The sequence below is a fragment of the Mesobacillus maritimus genome (assembly GCF_044803185.1).
GTDB classification, from domain to species: Bacteria; Bacillota; Bacilli; order Bacillales; family Cytobacillaceae; genus Mesobacillus_B; species Mesobacillus_B maritimus_B.
This window is the reverse complement of sequence record NZ_CP085225.1, coordinates 3,201,609-3,224,339: the sequence shown is the minus strand read 5'-3', so window position 1 is coordinate 3,224,339 and position 22,731 is coordinate 3,201,609. Positions and strand designations below refer to the sequence as shown.

Here is a 22,731-nt window from a genome sequence, read left to right as displayed (position 1 = left end):
ACGGGTTAGCAATTATGTTATATATTAAGTATCCGCTGTTGAGACAGCAACAACTTATCAAATTAAAAATTATATTAAAATAATATTTTGCTTGATTTGATGAGTTTAATATGATATATTAATAAATGTCGCTTCTGAGCGACGCTTAAGTAATTGCTCTTTGAAAACTAAACAAACAAGCGTCAACAAACAATATTTATCATGTTTCTTCTATTAATATAGAAAAGCATGAGCCAACGTTTTATTTTATGAGCTAATCACTCTTTAATGGAGAGTTTGATCCTGGCTCAGGACGAACGCTGGCGGCGTGCCTAATACATGCAAGTCGAGCGGATCTTTGGGAGCTTGCTCCCAAAGATTAGCGGCGGACGGGTGAGTAACACGTGGGCAACCTGCCTGTAAGACTGGGATAACTCCGGGAAACCGGGGCTAATACCGGATAATTCATTCTCTCTCATGAGGGAATGCTGAAAGACGGTTTCGGCTGTCACTTACAGATGGGCCCGCGGCGCATTAGCTAGTTGGTGAGGTAACGGCTCACCAAGGCCACGATGCGTAGCCGACCTGAGAGGGTGATCGGCCACACTGGGACTGAGACACGGCCCAGACTCCTACGGGAGGCAGCAGTAGGGAATCTTCCGCAATGGACGAAAGTCTGACGGAGCAACGCCGCGTGAGCGATGAAGGCCTTCGGGTCGTAAAGCTCTGTTGTTAGGGAAGAACAAGTACCGGAGTAACTGCCGGTACCTTGACGGTACCTAACCAGAAAGCCACGGCTAACTACGTGCCAGCAGCCGCGGTAATACGTAGGTGGCAAGCGTTGTCCGGAATTATTGGGCGTAAAGCGCGCGCAGGCGGTCCTTTAAGTCTGATGTGAAAGCCCACGGCTCAACCGTGGAGGGTCATTGGAAACTGGGGGACTTGAGTGCAGAAGAGGAGAGTGGAATTCCACGTGTAGCGGTGAAATGCGTAGAGATGTGGAGGAACACCAGTGGCGAAGGCGACTCTCTGGTCTGTAACTGACGCTGAGGCGCGAAAGCGTGGGGAGCGAACAGGATTAGATACCCTGGTAGTCCACGCCGTAAACGATGAGTGCTAAGTGTTAGAGGGTTTCCGCCCTTTAGTGCTGCAGCAAACGCATTAAGCACTCCGCCTGGGGAGTACGGCCGCAAGGCTGAAACTCAAAGGAATTGACGGGGGCCCGCACAAGCGGTGGAGCATGTGGTTTAATTCGAAGCAACGCGAAGAACCTTACCAGGTCTTGACATCCTCTGACAACTCTGGAGACAGAGCGTTCCCCTTCGGGGGACAGAGTGACAGGTGGTGCATGGTTGTCGTCAGCTCGTGTCGTGAGATGTTGGGTTAAGTCCCGCAACGAGCGCAACCCTTGTCCTTAGTTGCCAGCATTCAGTTGGGCACTCTAAGGAGACTGCCGGTGACAAACCGGAGGAAGGTGGGGATGACGTCAAATCATCATGCCCCTTATGACCTGGGCTACACACGTGCTACAATGGATAGAACAAAGGGCAGCGAAGCCGCGAGGTCAAGCAAATCCCATAAATCTATTCTCAGTTCGGATTGCAGGCTGCAACTCGCCTGCATGAAGCCGGAATCGCTAGTAATCGCGGATCAGCATGCCGCGGTGAATACGTTCCCGGGCCTTGTACACACCGCCCGTCACACCACGAGAGTTTGTAACACCCGAAGTCGGTGGGGTAACCTGGGACAAAACTTAGCCTCTTATTATCGTTATAGGAAGTTAAGTTTTGTCCTAGGGGCCAGCCGCCTAAGGTGGGACAGATGATTGGGGTGAAGTCGTAACAAGGTAGCCGTATCGGAAGGTGCGGCTGGATCACCTCCTTTCTAAGGATAATGCCGTAAGGGCATTCGGAATGCGAATCTTTCGATTCGTACTAAGCAAATTTAAAAATTTGCACTGTTGATTAGCTTGTTTGTTTAGTTTTGAGAGTGCAATTCTCTCAAAGCGGATTTATTTGTTCCTTGAAAACTAGATAATCGTAAGTAAGAAGGCAAAAGTAAAACACACATTTGTATCGCTTTTTTAATTTTTCTCTCTTATTAAAAAGAGAAACCATGACATTTATGTCAAACGGTTAAGTTAGAAAGGGCGCACGGTGGATGCCTTGGCACTAGGAGCCGATGAAGGACGGGACTAACACCGATATGCTTCGGGGAGCTGTAAGTAAGCTTTGATCCGGAGATTTCCGAATGGGGAAACCCACTGTTCGTAATGGAACAGTATCTTTACCTGAATTCATAGGGTATTGAAGGCAGACCCGGGGAACTGAAACATCTAAGTACCCGGAGGAAGAGAAAGCAAATGCGATTCCCTGAGTAGCGGCGAGCGAAACGGGATTAGCCCAAACCAGAAGGCTTGTCCTTCTGGGGTTGTAGGACACTCAACATGGAGTTACAAAGGAACGGGGTAAATGAAGTGGTCTGGAAAGGCCCGTCAAAGAAGGTAAAAACCCTGTAGTTGAAACTTCGTTCCCTCCTGAGTGGATCCTGAGTACGGCGGGACACGTGAAATCCCGTCGGAAGCTGGGAGGACCATCTCCCAAGGCTAAATACTCCCTAGTGACCGATAGTGAACCAGTACCGTGAGGGAAAGGTGAAAAGCACCCCGGAAGGGGAGTGAAAGAGATCCTGAAACCGTGTGCCTACAAGTAGTTAGAGCCCTGTGCATATTTCCTTCGGAAAATGCCGGGTGATAGCGTGCCTTTTGTAGAATGAACCGGCGAGTTACGATTACATGCAAGGTTAAGTCGAGAAGACGGAGCCGCAGCGAAAGCGAGTCTGAATAGGGCGAATAAGTATGTGGTTGTAGACCCGAAACCAGGTGATCTACCCATGTCCAGGGTGAAGGTAGGGTAACACCTACTGGAGGCCCGAACCCACGCACGTTGAAAAGTGCGGGGATGAGGTGTGGGTAGCGGAGAAATTCCAATCGAACCTGGAGATAGCTGGTTCTCTCCGAAATAGCTTTAGGGCTAGCCTCACGAAGTGAGAGTCTTGGAGGTAGAGCACTGTTTGGACTAGGGGCCCTCATCGGGTTACCGAATTCAGACAAACTCCGAATGCCAATGACTTATCCGTGGGAGTCAGACTGCGAGTGATAAGATCCGTAGTCAAGAGGGAAACAGCCCAGACCACCAGCTAAGGTCCCAAAGTATACGTTAAGTGGAAAAGGATGTGGAGTTGCTTAGACAACCAGGATGTTGGCTTAGAAGCAGCCACCATTTAAAGAGTGCGTAATAGCTCACTGGTCGAGTGACTCTGCGCCGAAAATGTACCGGGGCTAAACGTATCACCGAAGCTGTGGGTGGACATCTTACGATGTCCGCGGTAGGAGAGCGTTCTAAGGGCGTTGAAGCTAGACCGTAAGGACTGGTGGAGCGCTTAGAAGTGAGAATGCCGGTATGAGTAGCGAAAGATGGGTGAGAATCCCATCCACCGTATGCCTAAGGTTTCCTGAGGAAGGCTCGTCCTCTCAGGGTTAGTCGGGACCTAAGCCGAGGCCGAAAGGCGTAGGCGATGGACAACAGGTTGATATTCCTGTACCACCTCTTTATCGTTTGAGCAATGGGGGGACGCAGGAGGATAGGGTAAGCGCACTGTTGGATATGTGCGTCTAAGCAGTTAGGCTGGTAACGAGGCAAATCCCGTTACCGCGAAGGCTGAGCTGTGATAGCGAGGGAAATATAGTACCGAAGTTCCTGATTCCACACTGCCAAGAAAAGCCTCTAGCGAGATAAAAGGTGCCCGTACCGCAAACCGACACAGGTAGGCGAGGAGAGAATCCTAAGGTGAGCGAGAGAACTCTCGTTAAGGAACTCGGCAAAATGACCCCGTAACTTCGGGAGAAGGGGTGCTTTTTAGGGTGTTAAAGCCTTGAAAAGCCGCAGTGAATAGGCCCAGGCGACTGTTTAGCAAAAACACAGGTCTCTGCGAAGCCGCAAGGCGAAGTATAGGGGCTGACGCCTGCCCGGTGCTGGAAGGTTAAGAGGAGAGGTTAGCTCACGCGAAGCTTTGAATCGAAGCCCCAGTAAACGGCGGCCGTAACTATAACGGTCCTAAGGTAGCGAAATTCCTTGTCGGGTAAGTTCCGACCCGCACGAAAGGCGTAACGATCTGGGCACTGTCTCAACGAGAGACTCGGTGAAATTATAGTACCTGTGAAGATGCAGGTTACCCGCGACAGGACGGAAAGACCCCGTGGAGCTTTACTGCAGCCTGATATTGAATTTTGGTACAGCTTGTACAGGATAGGTAGGAGCCTTGGAAGCCGGAGCGCCAGCTTCGGTGGAGGCGTCGGTGGGATACTACCCTGGCTGTATTGAAATTCTAACCCGCACCCCTGATCGGGGTGGGAGACAGTGTCAGGTGGGCAGTTTGACTGGGGCGGTCGCCTCCTAAAATGTAACGGAGGCGCCCAAAGGTTCCCTCAGAATGGTTGGAAATCATTCGCAGAGTGTAAAGGCACAAGGGAGCTTGACTGCGAGACCTACAAGTCGAGCAGGGACGAAAGTCGGGCTTAGTGATCCGGTGGTTCCGCATGGAAGGGCCATCGCTCAACGGATAAAAGCTACCCCGGGGATAACAGGCTTATCTCCCCCAAGAGTCCACATCGACGGGGAGGTTTGGCACCTCGATGTCGGCTCATCGCATCCTGGGGCTGTAGTCGGTCCCAAGGGTTGGGCTGTTCGCCCATTAAAGCGGTACGCGAGCTGGGTTCAGAACGTCGTGAGACAGTTCGGTCCCTATCCGTCGTGGGCGCAGGAAATTTGAGAGGAGCTGTCCTTAGTACGAGAGGACCGGGATGGACGCACCGCTGGTGTACCAGTTGTCTTGCCAAAGGCATCGCTGGGTAGCTATGTGCGGACGGGATAAGTGCTGAAAGCATCTAAGCATGAAGCCCCCCTCAAGATGAGATTTCCCATAGCGTCAAGCTAGTAAGATCCCTGAAAGATGATCAGGTTGATAGGTCAGAGGTGGAAGCGCGGTGACGTGTGGAGCTGACTGATACTAATCGATCGAGGACTTAACCATTTTATTGATACAAATACTTTGCTTTTACTTCTTACACATTATCTAGTTTTGAAGGAATAAAGAATTTTGCGCAAGCAAAAGATCTATCCTTTAATTAAATAGTCTGGTGGCGATAGCGAGAAGGTCACACCCGTTCCCATGCCGAACACGGAAGTTAAGCTTCTCAGCGCCGATGGTAGTTGGGGGTTTCCCCCTGTGAGAGTAGGACGTTGCCAGGCAAACTAAAAGCACAGACTGTTGTCTGTGCTTTTTTCAATATATCATTTCTATATTGTTTTAAAGGTTAGAAAGTCTTTTTATTTAAATGTGGGTGTTTGATAACGACACTTTCTCCCATCGATATTAATGGAATAGTGCTAGGCTTAATAAATCTTATCCAAGCTTAAACCTCGACGCTTCTTTCAGGAGTTAATGCACTTATTAGCCCAATGATAGTTGTTGTATGCTAGCTCCCAGAAGAATATTTCCAAGACTTCACCCTAATCATCAATTGTTCGACTTTTCAAATCTCAAGTGAAAATACATGGAATAGTAGACATCATGATTACTGCCAATAAAAATTACCAACATTGCCATACTTTTTTCCACCAAGCGCCAAATATATTTCCATTAGATGACAGGCTATTTTTTACCACTGAATACCTTTTTAATAAGAGCTAGACTAATTCTTGTGTTACATAATAGACTCTCACTGCACAGCACCGGCCCTATTTTCAGGTGAGTCTGTGAAACGATGCACTTAAGCTAACGAGCAGAACAGTTTAAGAAATAATTATTGTATTTTCATTTAGATTAAGGTTATACTACGGGTGCGAACGTGTGTTTTATAGTGAGGAGAAGAAGCCCTTTCAAATCCGTAAACAGGTGAACAATAAATGTCTATAAAAGAAAGGAAACAAAATGAAAAATATGAATTTTAGTGAAGCGGTTGAACGTTCTATACAATTAAGAAAAGTCTACCATCGTTTAGAACGACAGTATCATGAAAAAGAATGGACAGTAGAAGAAGATGCGTTAGCTTTCCTGACAGATGCTGGTTTGGTCGGTCGTCTAACAATGTCTCAACAAGGACGTTGGCCAATAAATGGGGACACTGCATCTGAACTTGAACATAAGATTGGTGAATGCATGTGGTGGTTGATTATTTTGTCTGAACGTATGAATATTGATTGTAGTGAAGCATTGGAAAAATTCTTAATCAAAACTGAATTGAAATTAGGGGATTAAGATAATAAACCTGTTGGAAGAGAGGCATCAAGGAAAATTCCGCCTCCATTTTTTAAAACTAATTAAGCTAACGGGAGCAAGAGTTGAAGTAAGGAGCTGTCATTTATGGCGGCTTTTCCTATTGTGCTAACGGGCAGAATAGTACAATAAGGTAAACAATCTTTCGGGAGAGCAGAGGTTGAATATGAAACAATTATACTTGTCATTAAAAAAAGCAGGTTTAATGTTTAAAGGGCATACAGAACAAGGAGAGGTTGATTTCATTCTTCTTGAGACCTATGAGAATGGAACAACAACATCAGTTGATATAAATACATTCGAAACGCTTTTTGGAGATATAGAAGGAAATCCTACCTACGAAGCCTTGTCGGGTTCTCATACTTTTAAACTGGAAGATACGCAATACACTATGACAGCCGAGGAAATGGGTTATCAAAAGTATTTCGACCATTGGAAAGAACAAGGATTATTTAACTAACGGGGTGCAAATATTGAATAAGGAGTTGTCGATGTGGCAGCTCCTATTGATTATTTTAAGGTAACGGGCAGGTTAGTTGAAGAAGCAATTCTGTTACAATTTAGAAAATAGATGAGAGGATGGAACAGTGGGTTTCATAATTCGTAAAATGATAAAAGAAGATATAAAACAAGTTCAGGATGTAGCAAAGAGAAGTTGGAACGATACCTATGAAGGCATTATCCCATTTGATGTACAAGAAAACTTTTTAAAATCTGCTTATAATGATGAAATGATGCAATAAAGATTAAACGGCTTTATCTTTGTTGCAGTGGTAGAAAATAATATTGTGGGTTTTGCTAATTTCTCTCCAGTTAAGAATGAAGGGGAAGTAGAGTTAGGTGCAATATATCTTCATCCAAAACATCAGGGAAAAGGAATAGGAACGGCTTTATTACAAGAAGGAATTAAAAAATTAAAATGTTTAAGAGAAATATACATAAACGTAGAAAAGGAAAACAAGATAGGTAAAACTTTTTATGAGGCAAAAGGTTTTGAAACAATTGAAGAATTTAACGATGATTTTGATGGTCATATTCTCAAAACAGTAAGAATGGTTTTAAAAGTATAATTATTAAGCTAACCGGGGCGATGCTTCAATAAAGGAGGATTGCTTTTTCTTATTGTACTAAAGGGGCAGATTACTTCAGGATACGTAGGTATAATAAGAGGTTAAGAGGTGATAAAAAAATGGCTAATGAAAAGTTATTTACAGCTATATATATTCCAGAGACACCTTTTGTCAATGGAGTATTAAAGCCTAAAAAGGCAAAGAAATATAACTTTGAATTGTTGGGAAGTACAAAAATGGTAAGTAATCTTTATCATTTTATTTATAAAAGGGATGAAAAACAAATTCACAGTTATTATTTCGAGGATTTAGAAGATGACTTGGAAAGATATTTGTTTGTGGAAAATAATGATTTATATGATGACTTTGTTTCGCAGTTTTGGGGCGGAGGACAAAGGTATTGGGAAAGTGGCATGGACGTTTATTTAGATGTAGATAGTCCTGAAGAGGTATTCGACCATTTAAACCATGTAGTTAACAATCGATTTTATGATGAGGATGAACCTATGCCTATGTGCCATATTTTTGGTCAACAAATGTGGCATAGTAACGCTTACCTTATTGCCAATCGAACAGCTTTATTGGAATTAAAAGAGGCGATTGATGTTGCCTTAAAGCATGAAGAAACAAGATTAGGTCTAATGCCTTCTGATGGCGAGGGATATGATTTATTCATTAAATGTGTTGAAGATGATTTTGGATGGGAAGAGTTAGAAATGCCTTATCATGATAGAGAATGTTATGTGCCTGACGAATCGGTAGGTCTTCCTCCAAATAAAACTTTTAATAAATATAAACTTTAGAGGGAAGAACCTATTCTACTAACTACTTTCTAACTAACTAACGGGAGCAAAGTTGAAGAACGGAGCTGTCATTTTGGCAGTTTTTTATTGTGCGAACGGGGCTGGATAGTTTAAGAGATAGTTTGAACTTTGTTGGTAAAGTTAGATAGGTTCATGGAAACTGGTTTTACATTTATCCTTATGTTTTTAGCAATTTTATTCGTATTTTATATATGTTATTCACTTGCAAAGATTAAAAATAGACCAAGAACCGCTAATGTGCTAACGCGTTAATTGAATAAGCCTGTGTTTCCAGACCAAAAAGGATCAGATTAGATCATAATCTGATCCTTTTGTTATGCGTCGTGTAATACAGAATCGATGTTTTATGAGAAACGAAGGACGCCCCGAGTACGATTCTATGCTTCCGCAAAATTCCCACTATTAAGAAAGGAAATAAGAAAATTCTTAAGAATAATAAAAAAGAGACAGCGGAATGCCAAGAAATAGGCGAAAATCAAGAAGGTGGGTTTTGGCATAGTTCTTGCATTAATAAAAGTAACATTCGGGAGTTATGACACCGCTTTCTTTTTGACCGATGATTCCCATTTGAAGGAGGTCTTATTGTACCCTTTGAACATCCATTGCTTTCCATTAGGAAAACTGAAGACCAATTGCTATGTTGTGACGGATGAAGAATCCTGTATCGTGATTGACCCTGGAGAGGCCCCGGTCGAAATAATCCATTTTCTGGAGGGTAGAGAAGTTGATCATATTTTTTTAACCCATTGTCACCACGATCACATTGCGGGTCTAAATCGACTAAGGAAACATACAGGCGCTCCCGTTTCTGTTCATCATTCAGAAACAGAATGGCTTAAAAATCCATCCTTAAATGGTTCAGGTAACCATGCTTCTCCTATTAGTTGTGAAACGCCAGAATTGCTCCTAAAGGGGAATGAAGTGATTAAATGCGGAACTCTCAAGATTAAGGTGATTCATACCCCAGGGCACTCACCAGGGGGGAGTTGTTATCTTTTAAATGAAAAGCACTTATTTACTGGAGACACTTTATTAGCTGGGATGATTGGCCCTACGAACCTACCATCTGGAAATCGAGAGGAATTGAAAAATTCGATTAAAACAAAGTTGTTTACCTTGCCTCCGGATTTAACCATTTACCCTGGGCATGGTGAAACCTCAACGATTGGCTATGAAAAAGAGCATAATCTATTTCCGAATCTAAAAATGTTCTACTAGTTGTGTAGATATGTTTAAAAGGAGGAAGGTTTTGATGAGATTAAAAGAGAAAGTAGCAATCATTACGGGTGCAGGAAGTGGTCAAGGGAAAGCGTCCGCTAAATTGTTTGCCAGTGAAGGGGCTAAAGTGGTGATTGCCGAATGGAATGAGGAGAATGGCAAACAAGTGGAGGAAGAAATTCGAGCGGCCGGCCATGAAGCTATTTTTATGAAAACAGATGTCTCCAATGAGGAGAATGTTCGCAACGTCATCAATCAGGTAGTTGAACGTTATGGCAGAATCGATATTTTGTTTAACAACGCGGGCATTGGATTTTCAGCCCGTTCTAAATATACAATGGCTCCATTATTAGAAACTCCATTAGAAGATTGGAATCAAATTTTAGGAATTAACCTAAATGGAGTGTATTTGATGGCGAAATACACGGTGCCAATCATGATCAAACAACAAGGTGGAAGCATCGTGAACAACTCTTCTCTTAACGGAATATTAGGGGTAACCGGTGCAGATGCTTATACAGCGTCAAAGGGAGGAGTGGTTGCCCTTACTAGAGTGATGGCAGTAGATTATGGAAAGCATAATATTCGCGTCAATTGTATTTGTCCAGGTGCCATTGATACGCCGATGATTGCCGAAGTTTTAAGTGTGGAAGAGATAGCGAAAAACTACGAAGCAGGACCTCTAGGGAGAGTTGGAAAGCCTGAAGAAATCGCAAACGCGGCCCTCTTTTTATCCTCTGACGAATCAAGCTACATTACTGGTTTAATTATGCCAGTAGACGGTGGGTGGCACGTAGTCTAGGAAAGTACTTACAGCCAAGTGGATATTATTTTCAGATTGGATTGTCTATCTGAAAGAATATCTTTCTTATAAACTTTACTATTTTAAGGGAGTGAGTTAGGTGGCAAAAATCTATCAAAAAGAAACGAACGTAAAGGATTATAGCAAGGATTTCTTACTACAGTTTTACCGAACGATGATAAAAATAAGGAAGTTTGATGAAGGCTTAATCCAACTGATTCAAGACGGAAAAGTTTCAGGTTTCTATCATTCAGGAATCGGTTCTGAGGGCTTATCAGCGGGTTCAATTACTCATAATTTACGAGAAGATGATTACATCTACTATAATCATCGAGGCTGCAACCAAAAGATTGCAAAGGGCGTTCCTCTTTCAAAACTTTATGGAGACTTTATGGGGACAATTGAAGGTACTACTAAAGGCTTAGGGGCAGGAATTGTTCACAGTGCCGATCCTTCAAGAGGGGTAATGGGCCAAGCAGGAACAATTGGCTCCCAACTAGGAATCTGTGTAGGCACGGCCTTTTCCTCTAAGTTCAAAGGGACCGATCAAGTAACAGTAGTCTATTTTGGAGATGGTGCCGCTTCAAGAGAACCATTGCATGGGTCGCTAAACTGGGCCGGTCTTTATAAGTTACCTGTGATTTATATTTGTGAAAACAATGAGTATGCCATCTCTAGTCACGTATCTGAAACCCATTCCGTAAAAGAGCATATTGCTGATTGGGCGGAAGGCTATGGCATTCCGAATTATGTGGTGGATGGAAACGATGTTGTGTTAATGCATGAAGCAATGAAAGAAGCAGTAGAACGTGCAAGAAAGGGAGAAGGACCAACCTTCATTGAGGCAAAAACCTTCCGTCATCGCGGACACTTTGAAGGGGATCCCTATGATTATGTCGATGCGAATGTATTAAAAGAATGGAAGGAAAAGAGAGATCCGATTAAAAACTTCCAAGCTAGTTTACTAGAAGCAGGGATCAGTACGGAGGACGAGATTGCAAGTATCCAAGAGCAGGTGGATGTGGAGATTGAAAAGGCAATCAAAAAAGCGGAGGATGCGCCTATGCCAAGCCCAGAACGAATTTTTGAAGGACTATTTGCATAAGGGGGAGAAAAGGATATGAATACGATCTCAAAACAAGAAAGTAACGTAAAAGTAAGAACATTATCGATGCGAGATGCGATTATAGAAGCGTTGTCTGAAGAAATGGAACGAGATCCAAGTACGGTATTGTTTGGGGAGGACGTCGGGAAATTTGGTGGCGTTTTCGGTGCGACAAAAGGTTTGCATGAAAAATTCGGTTCCCGTGTTTTTGACACTCCAATCGCTGAAACGACCATTGTAGCAGCGGCACTTGGGATGGCCATCACCGGAAATGTCAGACCGATTCCTGAATTACAGTTCGGTGACTTTGTAGGTGTTGCCTTTGATGAAGTGTTCCACAAGTTAGGAAAATGGCGCTGGATGCATGGTGGGCAAATGGAAATTCCAGTTACCTTACGTTTACCTGTTGGGATTGCTGGGGGAGCTGGACCAGAGCATTCCCAAAGTCCACAAGCATTATTTATGCATGGACCAGGCTTACAAATCGTTGTTCCTTCAACCCCTTATGATGCAAAAGGACTCTTAAAAACGGCGATTAGGGAGAATAATCCGGTGCTCTTCTTTGAACATAAGGTTCTCTATGATATGAAAGGCGAAGTGCCTGAGGGTGAATACTTAATCCCGTTTGGAAAAGCCGATATCAAACGGGAAGGCACCGACATCACAATTATTGCAACCGCTTTACAAGTTCATACGGCATTGGATGCAGCAAAGACATTAGCTAAGCAAGGGGTCGAGGCAGAAGTGATTGATCCTCGTACATTGGCTCCTCTTGATATGGATACGATTTTACAATCAGTAAAGAAAACGGGGCGTGTTTTAATTGTCCATGAAGAACCAAAAACAGGCGGATCTGGGGCAGAAATTGCCGCGCGAATTTCAGAGCATGCCTTGTTTGACCTTCTAGCTCCTGTAAAGCGAATTGGGTCGCCAGATGTCCCAATTGCCCAAAGCATCTACTTGGAACAATTCTACCGTCCAAGTGAGCAGCAAATTTTAGATGTGGTCAGTGAATTAATGGAATTTTAATCGGCGAATCAATCAAAAAGCTGCTTCTATCAACCATGTTAGAAGCAGTAGATTTTTTGAATAGATGGGAGTGGAAAGAATGCTTGAAGTAAAAATGCCGCGTTTAGGTGTAACGATGCAAAATGGAACCGTCTCCTCTTGGCTCGTGAACGAAGGGGACCAAGTCGAAAAGGGTGAATATTTATTTGAATTAGAAACGGAAAAATCCACATTAGAAATAGAAGCGCAAACATCTGGAATCCTAAAGAAAATTTTGATTCCTGAGGGTGAAGAAGTCCCAATTAACACGATTATTGCTGTGATTGCAGCTGAAGATGAAGAAGTGGATTTATCTGTGTATGAACCAAGCGCAGCGGCTCATGAGGAAGTAGCTGTCAGTGCTCAAGTAGTGGAGAAGGAAGAAAGCAAGCCTCAAACCCAAACGAATCAGCGAGGGAGTATCTCTCCTAGAGCCCGTAAATTAGCGAAGGATTTGGGCGTTTCGATTGAGGAAATTGTTGGGACCGGCAAGGATGGCCTGATTACAGAAAGAGACATTCGTCATGCAGCAGCCAATGCCGATTCAGGCCAGAGTATTGGGATAAAGGAAAAAATCGCCCTAAATCATGTAAAACGGGCGATGTCAGAAAATATGGTGAACAGCTGGAACAGTGTTCCTCAATTTACTCAAATGGTCTCGGTAAACATGGAGAACGCCCTAAAGGTTAAAAAGGAAATAGGGAACATCTCTTTGAATGATGTGATCATCAAAACAATCGGAAACGCGGTTCAAGCGCAATCGATTGTAAACAGTCGGCTAGAAAATAATGAAATTATTGTGTTTGATGAAGTGAATGTCTCTGTTGCTGTCAATAGTCAGCATGGTCTGGTTGTGCCTGTTGTTAAAAATGTCCAGAAAAAATCGGTCTCGGACATTTCTAAAGAAGTAAAGGCACTATCTCAAAAAGCCGAGGAAAATCAGCTTACCGTAGACGATTTTGCCAACGGAACGATTACCGTCTCGAATTTAGGGGCACTAGGGATTGAAGCTGGGACGCCAATTATCAATGCTCCGCAATCAACCATCGTATTTGCAGGAGCGGTCCAAAAGGTTCCGGTCGTGAACGAACAGGATGAAGTCGTTATTGCACCAATCATGACCCTTTCCATTTGTTACGATCATCGCTTTATCGACGGAGTGACAGGGGCACAGTTTACAACAGAAGTAAAACAAGCCTTTGAAACCATCAAGGTGGAGGATTTACTGTAAGGGAGTTTTCTCTTACAGTTTTTTTGTGAACCTTTTCCCTACTTTATGTAGCTATTGGAGGTAATTTCGGGTTGTATTGCGTGAACTTATCCCAAAATGCCTATTCTACCGAAAGTTATAGGAGGAAATTTTCCAGAGCCATCGAATTTGTTTAAAAAGAAGCATGTTGTGTGTTGGGAGTGATTACCATCGAAAAAAAAGTCTATACTTTCAAGAATCGACTTCATTCCGCAGAAATGTCGGAGCGGGAAAAGTCTTTAAAAGGGATTTGGACCAATTATTTTAAATATGGAATCGACCTTGGGGAAGTTCGGTCAGTGATTCATTCCTCTTGGCAACGATCGCAATCCTACCATATCGACCCAAATGTGACTCAACCACCGATCTGTACAATCGAAACATTAAAGAAAAAACAGCTTGAAAACAAAGAGATTTTATCCGTGGTCAGACCCTTTATGGATGACCTATTTGAAATTGTTAAAGGCACAGATAGTATCATTGCTTTTTCGGATACAGATGGTGTTGTGTTGGATTTATGTGGGGATAGTGAAATTGCGTTAAATGCGGCTTCGGTAAACTTTACAGTTGGCGCAAGTATGTCCGAGGAGTTTATTGGAACAAATTCAATTGGAACATCCATTGCAACCGGAAAAGCTGTACAAGTGATAGGTGCTGAACATTATTGTGTTTCCTGGCACTCTTCCCATTGTTCCAGTGCTCCAATAAAAGACCCCTTCACGAACGACTTGATTGGCGTCATTACGCTGATTGGGTATGTTCGTTCGGCCCATCCTCATTCATTAGGAATTGTCAGAACGGCTTCAGAAACCATCACCAAATTAATTGAACATCAAGGGATTAAGAAATATATGAATCACTATTTTGGTGCTACCATCGATTTGTTTTCAGATGGAGTGATGATGGTGAATCAATTTGGAAAGATCATTCGCTTGAATAAAATCGCCACTCGGCTGCTAAAAATTCCAAGTGTTGAAAATATAAACGAGTTCATTTACAGTCATGACCAACTCCACCCCTTAATGAACGTTATACAAAAGGCGATTCATCGTAAGGACGCGATGACTCAATATGAAATTTCCTATCCATATGATGGTGGGTTTCAGTTATTGGTGACTGCTAGAAAAGTGATGGATGTTCAAGAGCGAATCGGGACGATTTTACTTTTACGGAAAAAGAAGATCGAAGAACATAAAAAACGAACAGCTACCCATACTTTTTCATCGCTCATTGGCGTAGATCCAGCGTTTAAGAAGGCAATCAAGCTGGGCACTAAAGCGTCTGACACCGATAAAAGTGTTTTGATTATCGGGGAAAGCGGTACAGGAAAGGAATTATTCGCACAAGCTATACATAACAAAAGCAATCGACAGGCCGAACCATTTGTGGCACTCAACTGTGGGGCAATTACCAAAGAATTAATTGCAAGTGAACTTTTTGGGTATGTCGACGGGGCCTTCACCAACGCGGCTAGAGGCGGAAGGAAGGGGAAATTTGAAGCCGCAAATGGAGGAACCCTTTTTTTAGACGAAATTGGCGAAATGCCGTTCGAACTTCAAGCCTATTTACTTCGGGTTCTTGAGGAAAAAGAAGTAGTACCCATTGGCGCTAATCAAGGCAAACCAGTTGATGTTCGAATCATTGCCGCTACCAATAAAGACTTGTATCAACTCGTCCAAGAAAATAAATTTCGCTTGGATTTGTATTATCGATTGAATGTAATTTCTTTGAACCTTCCAGCATTAAGGAAACGGAAGCAGGACATAGAGTTGTTTGTTAAACACTATTTGCCAACAAAAACTTTTAGCTCGGCGGTTTTGAAGTTCTTTTATGAATATAAATGGCCAGGAAATTTAAGGGAATTAAAAAATGTCACGGAGCAAATCGAACTCTTTTGCGAAGAGGATCAAGTGACAGAAGAGGATCTGCCAGATTATATGAACCGACAATTAAAAGAAAAAATGGAGACAACGAGTTTGTATCAAGCCGCCGCAAACGATACAAAAATGGAAACAATGATGGTAACCTTAAAAAATAGTAAAAGTGTCTCAGAAGCAGCGAAAAAACTCGGTATTTCGGCCAGTACATTTTATCGTTGGGCAAGTGACTACAATTTAAATATGAGAGAGCTACTACAAAAATGAGGTGTGAGAGGCGAATAGTGTCTCACACTGTTCGCCTCTCACACTTTAAATCAAATATTAATAGGGGAAAAAATAAAGATTGTCGAATAAAACATTCTAAAATATTTAAATGTAAAATCTTCTATTGCTTAGTAAATGGGAAAGGTAGTACCCTTATTCAGCTGTTACGAACAGCACAACAAAATAACTCTATTAAAAAACTTTTGTAATAAAGTGTTGACGAGAGAGTGATTCTGTTATATATTAAGTATCCGCTGTTGATGACAGCAACCACTCATTACAATAAATTATATTAAAATAATATTTTACTTGATTTAGTGAGTTGGATATGATACATTAATAAATGTCGCTTTTGAGCGATGATGAAGTAATTGTTCTTTGAAAACTAAACAAACAAGCGTCAACAAACAATTTTTATCATGTTTCTTCTATAATAATATAGAAAAACATGAGCCAACGTTTTATTTTATGAGCTAATCACTCTTTATTGGAGAGTTTGATCCTGGCTCAGGACGAACGCTGGCGGCGTGCCTAATACATGCAAGTCGAGCGGATCTGAGGGAGCTTGCTCCCAAAGATTAGCGGCGGACGGGTGAGTAACACGTGGGCAACCTGCCTGTAAGACTGGGATAACTCCGGGAAACCGGGGCTAATACCGGATAATTCTTTTCCCCTCATGGGGAAAAGCTGAAAGACGGTTTCGGCTGTCACTTACAGATGGGCCCGCGGCGCATTAGCTAGTTGGTGAGGTAACGGCTCACCAAGGCCACGATGCGTAGCCGACCTGAGAGGGTGATCGGCCACACTGGGACTGAGACACGGCCCAGACTCCTACGGGAGGCAGCAGTAGGGAATCTTCCGCAATGGACGAAAGTCTGACGGAGCAACGCCGCGTGAGCGATGAAGGCCTTCGGGTCGTAAAGCTCTGTTGTTAGTGAAGAACAAGTGCCGGAGTAACTGCCGGTACCTTGACGGTACCTAACCAGAAAGCCACGGCTAACTACGTGCCAGCAGCCGCGGTAATACGTAGGTGGCAAGCGTTGTCCGGAATTATTGGGCGTAAAGCGCGCGCAGGCGGTCCTTTAAGTCTGATGTGAAAGCCCACGGCTCAACCGTGGAGGGTCATTGGAAACTGGGGGACTTGAGTGCAGAAGAGGAGAGTGGAATTCCACGTGTAGCGGTGAAATGCGTAGAGATGTGGAGGAACACCAGTGGCGAAGGCGACTCTCTGGTCTGTAACTGACGCTGAGGCGCGAAAGCGTGGGGAGCGAACAGGATTAGATACCCTGGTAGTCCACGCCGTAAACGATGAGTGCTAAGTGTTAGAGGGTTTCCGCCCTTTAGTGCTGCAGCAAACGCATTAAGCACTCCGCCTGGGGAGTACGGCCGCAAGGCTGAAACTCAAAGGAATTGACGGGGGCCCGCACAAGCGGTGGAGCATGTGGTTTAATTCGAAGCAACGCGAAGAACCTTACCAGGTCTTGACATCCTCTGACAACTCTGGAGACAGAGCGTTCCCCTTCGGGGGACAGAGTGACAGGTGGTGCATGGTTGTCGTCAGCTCGTGTCGTGAGATGTTGGGTTAAGTCCCGCAACGAGCGCAACCCTTGTCCTTAGTTGCCAGCATTCAGTTGGGCACTCTAAGGAGACTGCCGGTGACAAACCGGAGGAAGGTGGGGATGACGTCAAATCATCATGCCCCTTATGACCTGGGCTACACACGTGCTACAATGGATAGAACAAAGGGCAGCGAAGCCGCGAGGTCAAGCAAATCCCATAAATCTATTCTCAGTTCGGATTGCAGGCTGCAACTCGCCTGCATGAAGCCGGAATCGCTAGTAATCGCGGATCAGCATGCCGCGGTGAATACGTTCCCGGGCCTTGTACACACCGCCCGTCACACCACGAGAGTTTGTAACACCCGAAGTCGGTGGGGTAACTAAGAGTTTGCGGAGCAAACTTGCTTCGTAAGCATAGAGCCAGCCGCCTAAGGTGGGACAGATGATTGGGGTGAAGTCGTAACAAGGTAGCCGTATCGGAAGGTGCGGCTGGATCACCTCCTTTCTAAGGATAATGCCGTAAGGGCATTCGGAATGCGAATCTTTCGATTCGTACTAAGCAAATTTAAAAATTTGCACTGTTGATTAGCTTGTTTGTTTAGTTTTGAGAGTGCAATTCTCTCAAAGCGGATTTATTTGTTCCTTGAAAACTAGATAATCGTAAGTAAGAAGGCAAAAGTAAAACACACATTTGTATCGCTTTTTTAATTTTTCTCTCTTATTAAAAAGAGAAACCATGACATTTATGTCAAACGGTTAAGTTAGAAAGGGCGCACGGTGGATGCCTTGGCACTAGGAGCCGATGAAGGACGGGACTAACACCGATATGCTTCGGGGAGCTGTAAGTAAGCTTTGATCCGGAGATTTCCGAATGGGGAAACCCACTGTTCGTAATGGAACAGTATCTTTACCTGAATTCATAGGGTATTGAAGGCAGACCCGGGGAACTGAAACATCTAAGTACCCGGAGGAAGAGAAAGCAAATGCGATTCCCTGAGTAGCGGCGAGCGAAACGGGATTAGCCCAAACCAGAAGGCTTGTCCTTCTGGGGTTGTAGGACACTCAACATGGAGTTACAAAGGAACGGGGTAAATGAAGTGGTCTGGAAAGGCCCGTCAAAGAAGGTAAAAACCCTGTAGTTGAAACTTCGTTCCCTCCTGAGTGGATCCTGAGTACGGCGGGACACGTGAAATCCCGTCGGAAGCTGGGAGGACCATCTCCCAAGGCTAAATACTCCCTAGTGACCGATAGTGAACCAGTACCGTGAGGGAAAGGTGAAAAGCACCCCGGAAGGGGAGTGAAAGAGATCCTGAAACCGTGTGCCTACAAGTAGTTAGAGCCCTGTGCATATTTCCTTCGGAAAATGCCGGGTGATAGCGTGCCTTTTGTAGAATGAACCGGCGAGTTACGATTACATGCAAGGTTAAGTCGAGAAGACGGAGCCGCAGCGAAAGCGAGTCTGAATAGGGCGAATAAGTATGTGGTTGTAGACCCGAAACCAGGTGATCTACCCATGTCCAGGGTGAAGGTAGGGTAACACCTACTGGAGGCCCGAACCCACGCACGTTGAAAAGTGCGGGGATGAGGTGTGGGTAGCGGAGAAATTCCAATCGAACCTGGAGATAGCTGGTTCTCTCCGAAATAGCTTTAGGGCTAGCCTCACGAAGTGAGAGTCTTGGAGGTAGAGCACTGTTTGGACTAGGGGCCCTCATCGGGTTACCGAATTCAGACAAACTCCGAATGCCAATGACTTATCCGTGGGAGTCAGACTGCGAGTGATAAGATCCGTAGTCAAGAGGGAAACAGCCCAGACCACCAGCTAAGGTCCCAAAGTATACGTTAAGTGGAAAAGGATGTGGAGTTGCTTAGACAACCAGGATGTTGGCTTAGAAGCAGCCACCATTTAAAGAGTGCGTAATAGCTCACTGGTCGAGTGACTCTGCGCCGAAAATGTACCGGGGCTAAACGTATCACCGAAGCTGTGGGTGGACATCTTACGATGTCCGCGGTAGGAGAGCGTTCTAAGGGCGTTGAAGCTAGACCGTAAGGACTGGTGGAGCGCTTAGAAGTGAGAATGCCGGTATGAGTAGCGAAAGATGGGTGAGAATCCCATCCACCGTATGCCTAAGGTTTCCTGAGGAAGGCTCGTCCTCTCAGGGTTAGTCGGGACCTAAGCCGAGGCCGAAAGGCGTAGGCGATGGACAACAGGTTGATATTCCTGTACCACCTCTTTATCGTTTGAGCAATGGGGGGACGCAGGAGGATAGGGTAAGCGCACTGCTGGATATGTGCGTCTAAGCAGTTAGGCTGGTAACGAGGCAAATCCCGTTACCGTGAAGGCTGAGCTGTGATAGCGAGGGAAATATAGTACCGAAGTTCCTGATTCCACACTGCCAAGAAAAGCCTCTAGCGAGATAAAAGGTGCCCGTACCGCAAACCGACACAGGTAGGCGAGGAGAGAATCCTAAGGTGAGCGAGAGAACTCTCGTTAAGGAACTCGGCAAAATGACCCCGTAACTTCGGGAGAAGGGGTGCTTTTTAGGGTGTTAAAGCCTTGAAAAGCCGCAGTGAATAGGCCCAGGCGACTGTTTAGCAAAAACACAGGTCTCTGCGAAGCCGCAAGGCGAAGTATAGGGGCTGACGCCTGCCCGGTGCTGGAAGGTTAAGAGGAGAGGTTAGCTCACGCGAAGCTTTGAATCGAAGCCCCAGTAAACGGCGGCCGTAACTATAACGGTCCTAAGGTAGCGAAATTCCTTGTCGGGTAAGTTCCGACCCGCACGAAAGGCGTAACGATCTGGGCACTGTCTCAACGAGAGACTCGGTGAAATTATAGTACCTGTGAAGATGCAGGTTACCCGCGACAGGACGGAAAGACCCCGTGGAGCTTTACTGCAGCCTGATATTGAATTTTGGTACAGCTTGTACAGGATAGGTAGGAGCCTTGGAAGCCGGAGCGCCAGCTTCGGTGGAGGCGTCGGTGGGATACTACCCTGGCTGTATTGAAATTCTAACCCGCACCCCTGATCGGGGTGGGAGACAGTGTCAGGTGGGCAGTTTGACTGGGGCGGTCGCCTCCTAAAATGTAACGGAGGCGCCCAAAGGTTCCCTCAGAATGGTTGGAAATCATTCGCAGAGTGTAAAGGCACAAGGGAGCTTGACTGCGAGACCTACAAGTCGAGCAGGGACGAAAGTCGGGCTTAGTGATCCGGTGGTTCCGCATGGAAGGGCCATCGCTCAACGGATAAAAGCTACCCCGGGGATAACAGGCTTATCTCCCCCAAGAGTCCACATCGACGGGGAGGTTTGGCACCTCGATGTCGGCTCATCGCATCCTGGGGCTGTAGTCGGTCCCAAGGGTTGGGCTGTTCGCCCATTAAAGCGGTACGCGAGCTGGGTTCAGAACGTCGTGAGACAGTTCGGTCCCTATCCGTCGTGGGCGCAGGAAATTTGAGAGGAGCTGTCCTTAGTACGAGAGGACCGGGATGGACGCACCGCTGGTGTACCAGTTGTCTTGCCAAAGGCATCGCTGGGTAGCTATGTGCGGACGGGATAAGTGCTGAAAGCATCTAAGCATGAAGCCCCCCTCAAGATGAGATTTCCCATAGCGTCAAGCTAGTAAGATCCCTGAAAGATGATCAGGTTGATAGGTCAGAGGTGGAAGCGCGGTGACGTGTGGAGCTGACTGATACTAATCGATCGAGGACTTAACCAAATTGAAAAGCGAAGGCGACTGTTCAACTTCGATAGACGTTGGAGAGCCAGCTATGCAAATTCCGGTTTTGGATTTGTTTGGATGGATCGAAACGGCCGAGAAGTTAGGAGCCGTAGCTAGACAACGATACTCAGTTTTACTTCTACTTCTTACACATTATCTAGTTTTGAGGGAATAAAGATCTTTGCGTAAGCAAAATATCTATCCTTTAATAAAATAGTCTGGTGGCGATAGCGAGAAGGTCACACCCGTTCCCATGCCGAACACGGAAGTTAAGATTCTCAGCGCCGATGGTAGTTGGGGGTTTCCCCCTGTGAGAGTAGGACGTTGCCAGGCATACTAAAAGCACAGATTATTGTCTGTGCTTTTTTATTTAAATATTTCTTCCATGTCTGGTTGGTTTTTAGTAGGCTAGTAGAGAAAATGATTAGCAACGTAATAGGAAAAACTTCTAGGAACTTCATTGGACGTTACAGAAAGTGGGATATTTAGCTGCTATTTCAGCCACTTTCTTTGGGACAAAGAACTTACCCTCCGTCCCTGAGCCATCATCTTAAGAAACGAACTGTACTGAATTTAAATTGGTACAATTTGACCTCTAATCTCACCTGCTGGATTTTGCTCAGTATGAGCATTAACATAGGTTAATTCTTTTTCCATGAATTTTAATAAATCTTGTACAGTTTCTATCCCTATGTCATTTTCTACAATATCGTCATCAGAAATTATTCCAGTCACAACACCTCTTCTAGTCGTAATCCCATTTTGCTCTTCTAGCGTTTCTAAGTCAGCGCCAAAAAGGAATACTATGACAGGTCCATTTACCCCACGTTTGCCAAAGTGGATATGTGCTTGAACAAAATTTCTAATGTTTTCAACTTCTAGTGCAAATTTTATCTTCGTTCTATTTTTATTAGCTGCAAATTTTGCAATTCCAAAAGCTTCTGTTTCCACAGGAGGGACTTCATTTTCACCTCTTAATCTCGCCTTAAAGAAATTTAACATTTTAATCACCTCTCTTTCTTGAAATAGTCTATGTAAGGCTGCTTTATTATGTATAGTTGGGAGACTATGAACTCTCAATTTAAACAATGGAATTAAAATAAGGTATGATTTAATTGACTACTATAAATATGAAAGGATGATGGAAATGAATTGAGGACAGCAAAATGATGATGCATTCTCTAACAATGAAAAAGCAGTGTTTTTTCTGCAGCTTGTTGCTTCTGGAAAAGTTCGAGAAGGATATGCCCGATACATAGGTGAGGACTTTTGCCACCATAACCCTTATTTTCGAGGGGATGCAGATTCTCTTATGTTAGCAATGGAAGAAAATGCATCCAAGAATCCTGATAAGATCTTTGATGTGAAGCGGGTGATTGCAGAGGGAGAACTCGTTGCAGTTCATTCATATGTAAAACAAAATCCAGGGGATCTTGGAGCAGCTGTTGTTCATATTTTCCGATTCGAAGATGATCAAATTGTTTATGGGATTTAGGACAACCTACACAGAGAATTCTCCTAATATGAATGGGATTTTTTAACCACATAGACATTGGGATCTTGGCTATATGTTTATAGGAACTGTTAGTTTTTCCCGGAAAATACGATAGTCACCAGGTTTATTAAAGCTTACTTAAGCGAAATTACCCCTTTTATTCTGATCAAAATTTTTGAATATGTTTG

10 protein-coding genes, 6 rRNA genes and 2 pseudogenes are annotated in these 22,731 nt (G+C 44.4%); 17 read left to right on the top strand and 1 reads right to left on the bottom strand.

The window, feature by feature from the left end:
• Positions 1-264 precede the first annotated feature (264 nt).
• From LG336_RS15525 to rrf (LG336_RS15450), 16 genes and pseudogenes are all read left to right on the top strand, one after another.
• A 16S ribosomal RNA gene (locus tag LG336_RS15525) occupies positions 265-1,863 on the top strand.
• A gap of 249 nt (positions 1,864-2,112) precedes the next feature.
• Positions 2,113-5,070, top strand: a 23S ribosomal RNA gene (locus LG336_RS15520).
• A 102-nt stretch (positions 5,071-5,172) separates the two neighbouring features.
• Positions 5,173-5,288 (top strand): 5S ribosomal RNA (gene rrf, locus LG336_RS15515).
• The 16S, 23S and 5S rRNA genes sit together here, the layout of an rRNA operon.
• Before the next feature lie 682 nt (positions 5,289-5,970).
• Positions 5,971-6,297, top strand: coding sequence for a MazG-like protein (locus tag LG336_RS15510; protein ID WP_404328391.1), 327 nt, complete (start codon positions 5,971-5,973; stop codon positions 6,295-6,297).
• Positions 6,298-6,481: 184 nt separating this feature from the next.
• Complete coding sequence (locus tag LG336_RS15505) at positions 6,482-6,775, top strand: hypothetical protein (RefSeq protein ID WP_404333182.1); 294 nt, start codon at positions 6,482-6,484, stop codon at positions 6,773-6,775.
• A gap of 148 nt (positions 6,776-6,923) precedes the next feature.
• Positions 6,924-7,385: pseudogene (locus LG336_RS15500) on the top strand (GNAT family N-acetyltransferase).
• Positions 7,386-7,504: 119 nt separating this feature from the next.
• Positions 7,505-8,188 (top strand): hypothetical protein, encoded by a 684-nt coding sequence (locus tag LG336_RS15495; protein WP_404328390.1) that lies wholly within the window; start codon positions 7,505-7,507, stop codon positions 8,186-8,188.
• Between the two features lie 612 nt (positions 8,189-8,800).
• Positions 8,801-9,427 (top strand): MBL fold metallo-hydrolase, encoded by a 627-nt coding sequence (locus tag LG336_RS15490; protein ID WP_404328389.1) that lies wholly within the window; start codon positions 8,801-8,803, stop codon positions 9,425-9,427.
• A 34-nt stretch (positions 9,428-9,461) separates the two neighbouring features.
• Positions 9,462-10,229 (top strand): SDR family NAD(P)-dependent oxidoreductase, encoded by a 768-nt coding sequence (locus LG336_RS15485; RefSeq protein ID WP_404328388.1) that lies wholly within the window; start codon positions 9,462-9,464, stop codon positions 10,227-10,229.
• 100 nt (positions 10,230-10,329) lie between these two features.
• The gene (locus tag LG336_RS15480) at positions 10,330-11,334 is read left to right on the top strand and encodes a thiamine pyrophosphate-dependent dehydrogenase E1 component subunit alpha (RefSeq protein WP_404328387.1); all 1,005 of its coding nucleotides are present in this window, start codon (positions 10,330-10,332) and stop codon (positions 11,332-11,334) included.
• Between the two features lie 15 nt (positions 11,335-11,349).
• Entirely contained in the window at positions 11,350-12,363 is a 1,014-nt protein-coding gene (locus LG336_RS15475; RefSeq protein ID WP_404328386.1) for an alpha-ketoacid dehydrogenase subunit beta, read from the top strand.
• Between the two features lie 79 nt (positions 12,364-12,442).
• Positions 12,443-13,612: a dihydrolipoamide acetyltransferase family protein gene (locus LG336_RS15470; RefSeq protein ID WP_404328385.1), complete on the top strand. Its 1,170-nt coding sequence runs from the start codon at positions 12,443-12,445 to the stop codon at positions 13,610-13,612.
• Between the two features lie 170 nt (positions 13,613-13,782).
• Entirely contained in the window at positions 13,783-15,774 is a 1,992-nt protein-coding gene (locus LG336_RS15465) for a sigma-54-dependent Fis family transcriptional regulator (protein WP_404328384.1), read from the top strand.
• A gap of 484 nt (positions 15,775-16,258) precedes the next feature.
• Positions 16,259-17,838, top strand: a 16S ribosomal RNA gene (locus LG336_RS15460).
• Between the two features lie 249 nt (positions 17,839-18,087).
• A 23S ribosomal RNA gene (locus LG336_RS15455) occupies positions 18,088-21,045 on the top strand.
• 220 nt (positions 21,046-21,265) lie between these two features.
• Positions 21,266-21,381: ribosomal RNA gene (gene rrf, locus LG336_RS15450) — 5S ribosomal RNA — on the top strand.
• Positions 21,382-21,621: 240 nt separating this feature from the next.
• Here the strand turns inward: rrf (LG336_RS15450) and LG336_RS15445 are convergent.
• A complete protein-coding gene (locus tag LG336_RS15445) occupies positions 21,622-22,050 on the bottom strand; it encodes a CHRD domain-containing protein (protein ID WP_404328383.1) in 429 nt (142 codons plus the stop codon).
• Between the two features lie 196 nt (positions 22,051-22,246).
• Here LG336_RS15445 and LG336_RS15440 point away from each other — a divergent pair.
• Positions 22,247-22,589: pseudogene (locus LG336_RS15440) on the top strand (nuclear transport factor 2 family protein).
• Positions 22,590-22,731 lie beyond the last annotated feature (142 nt).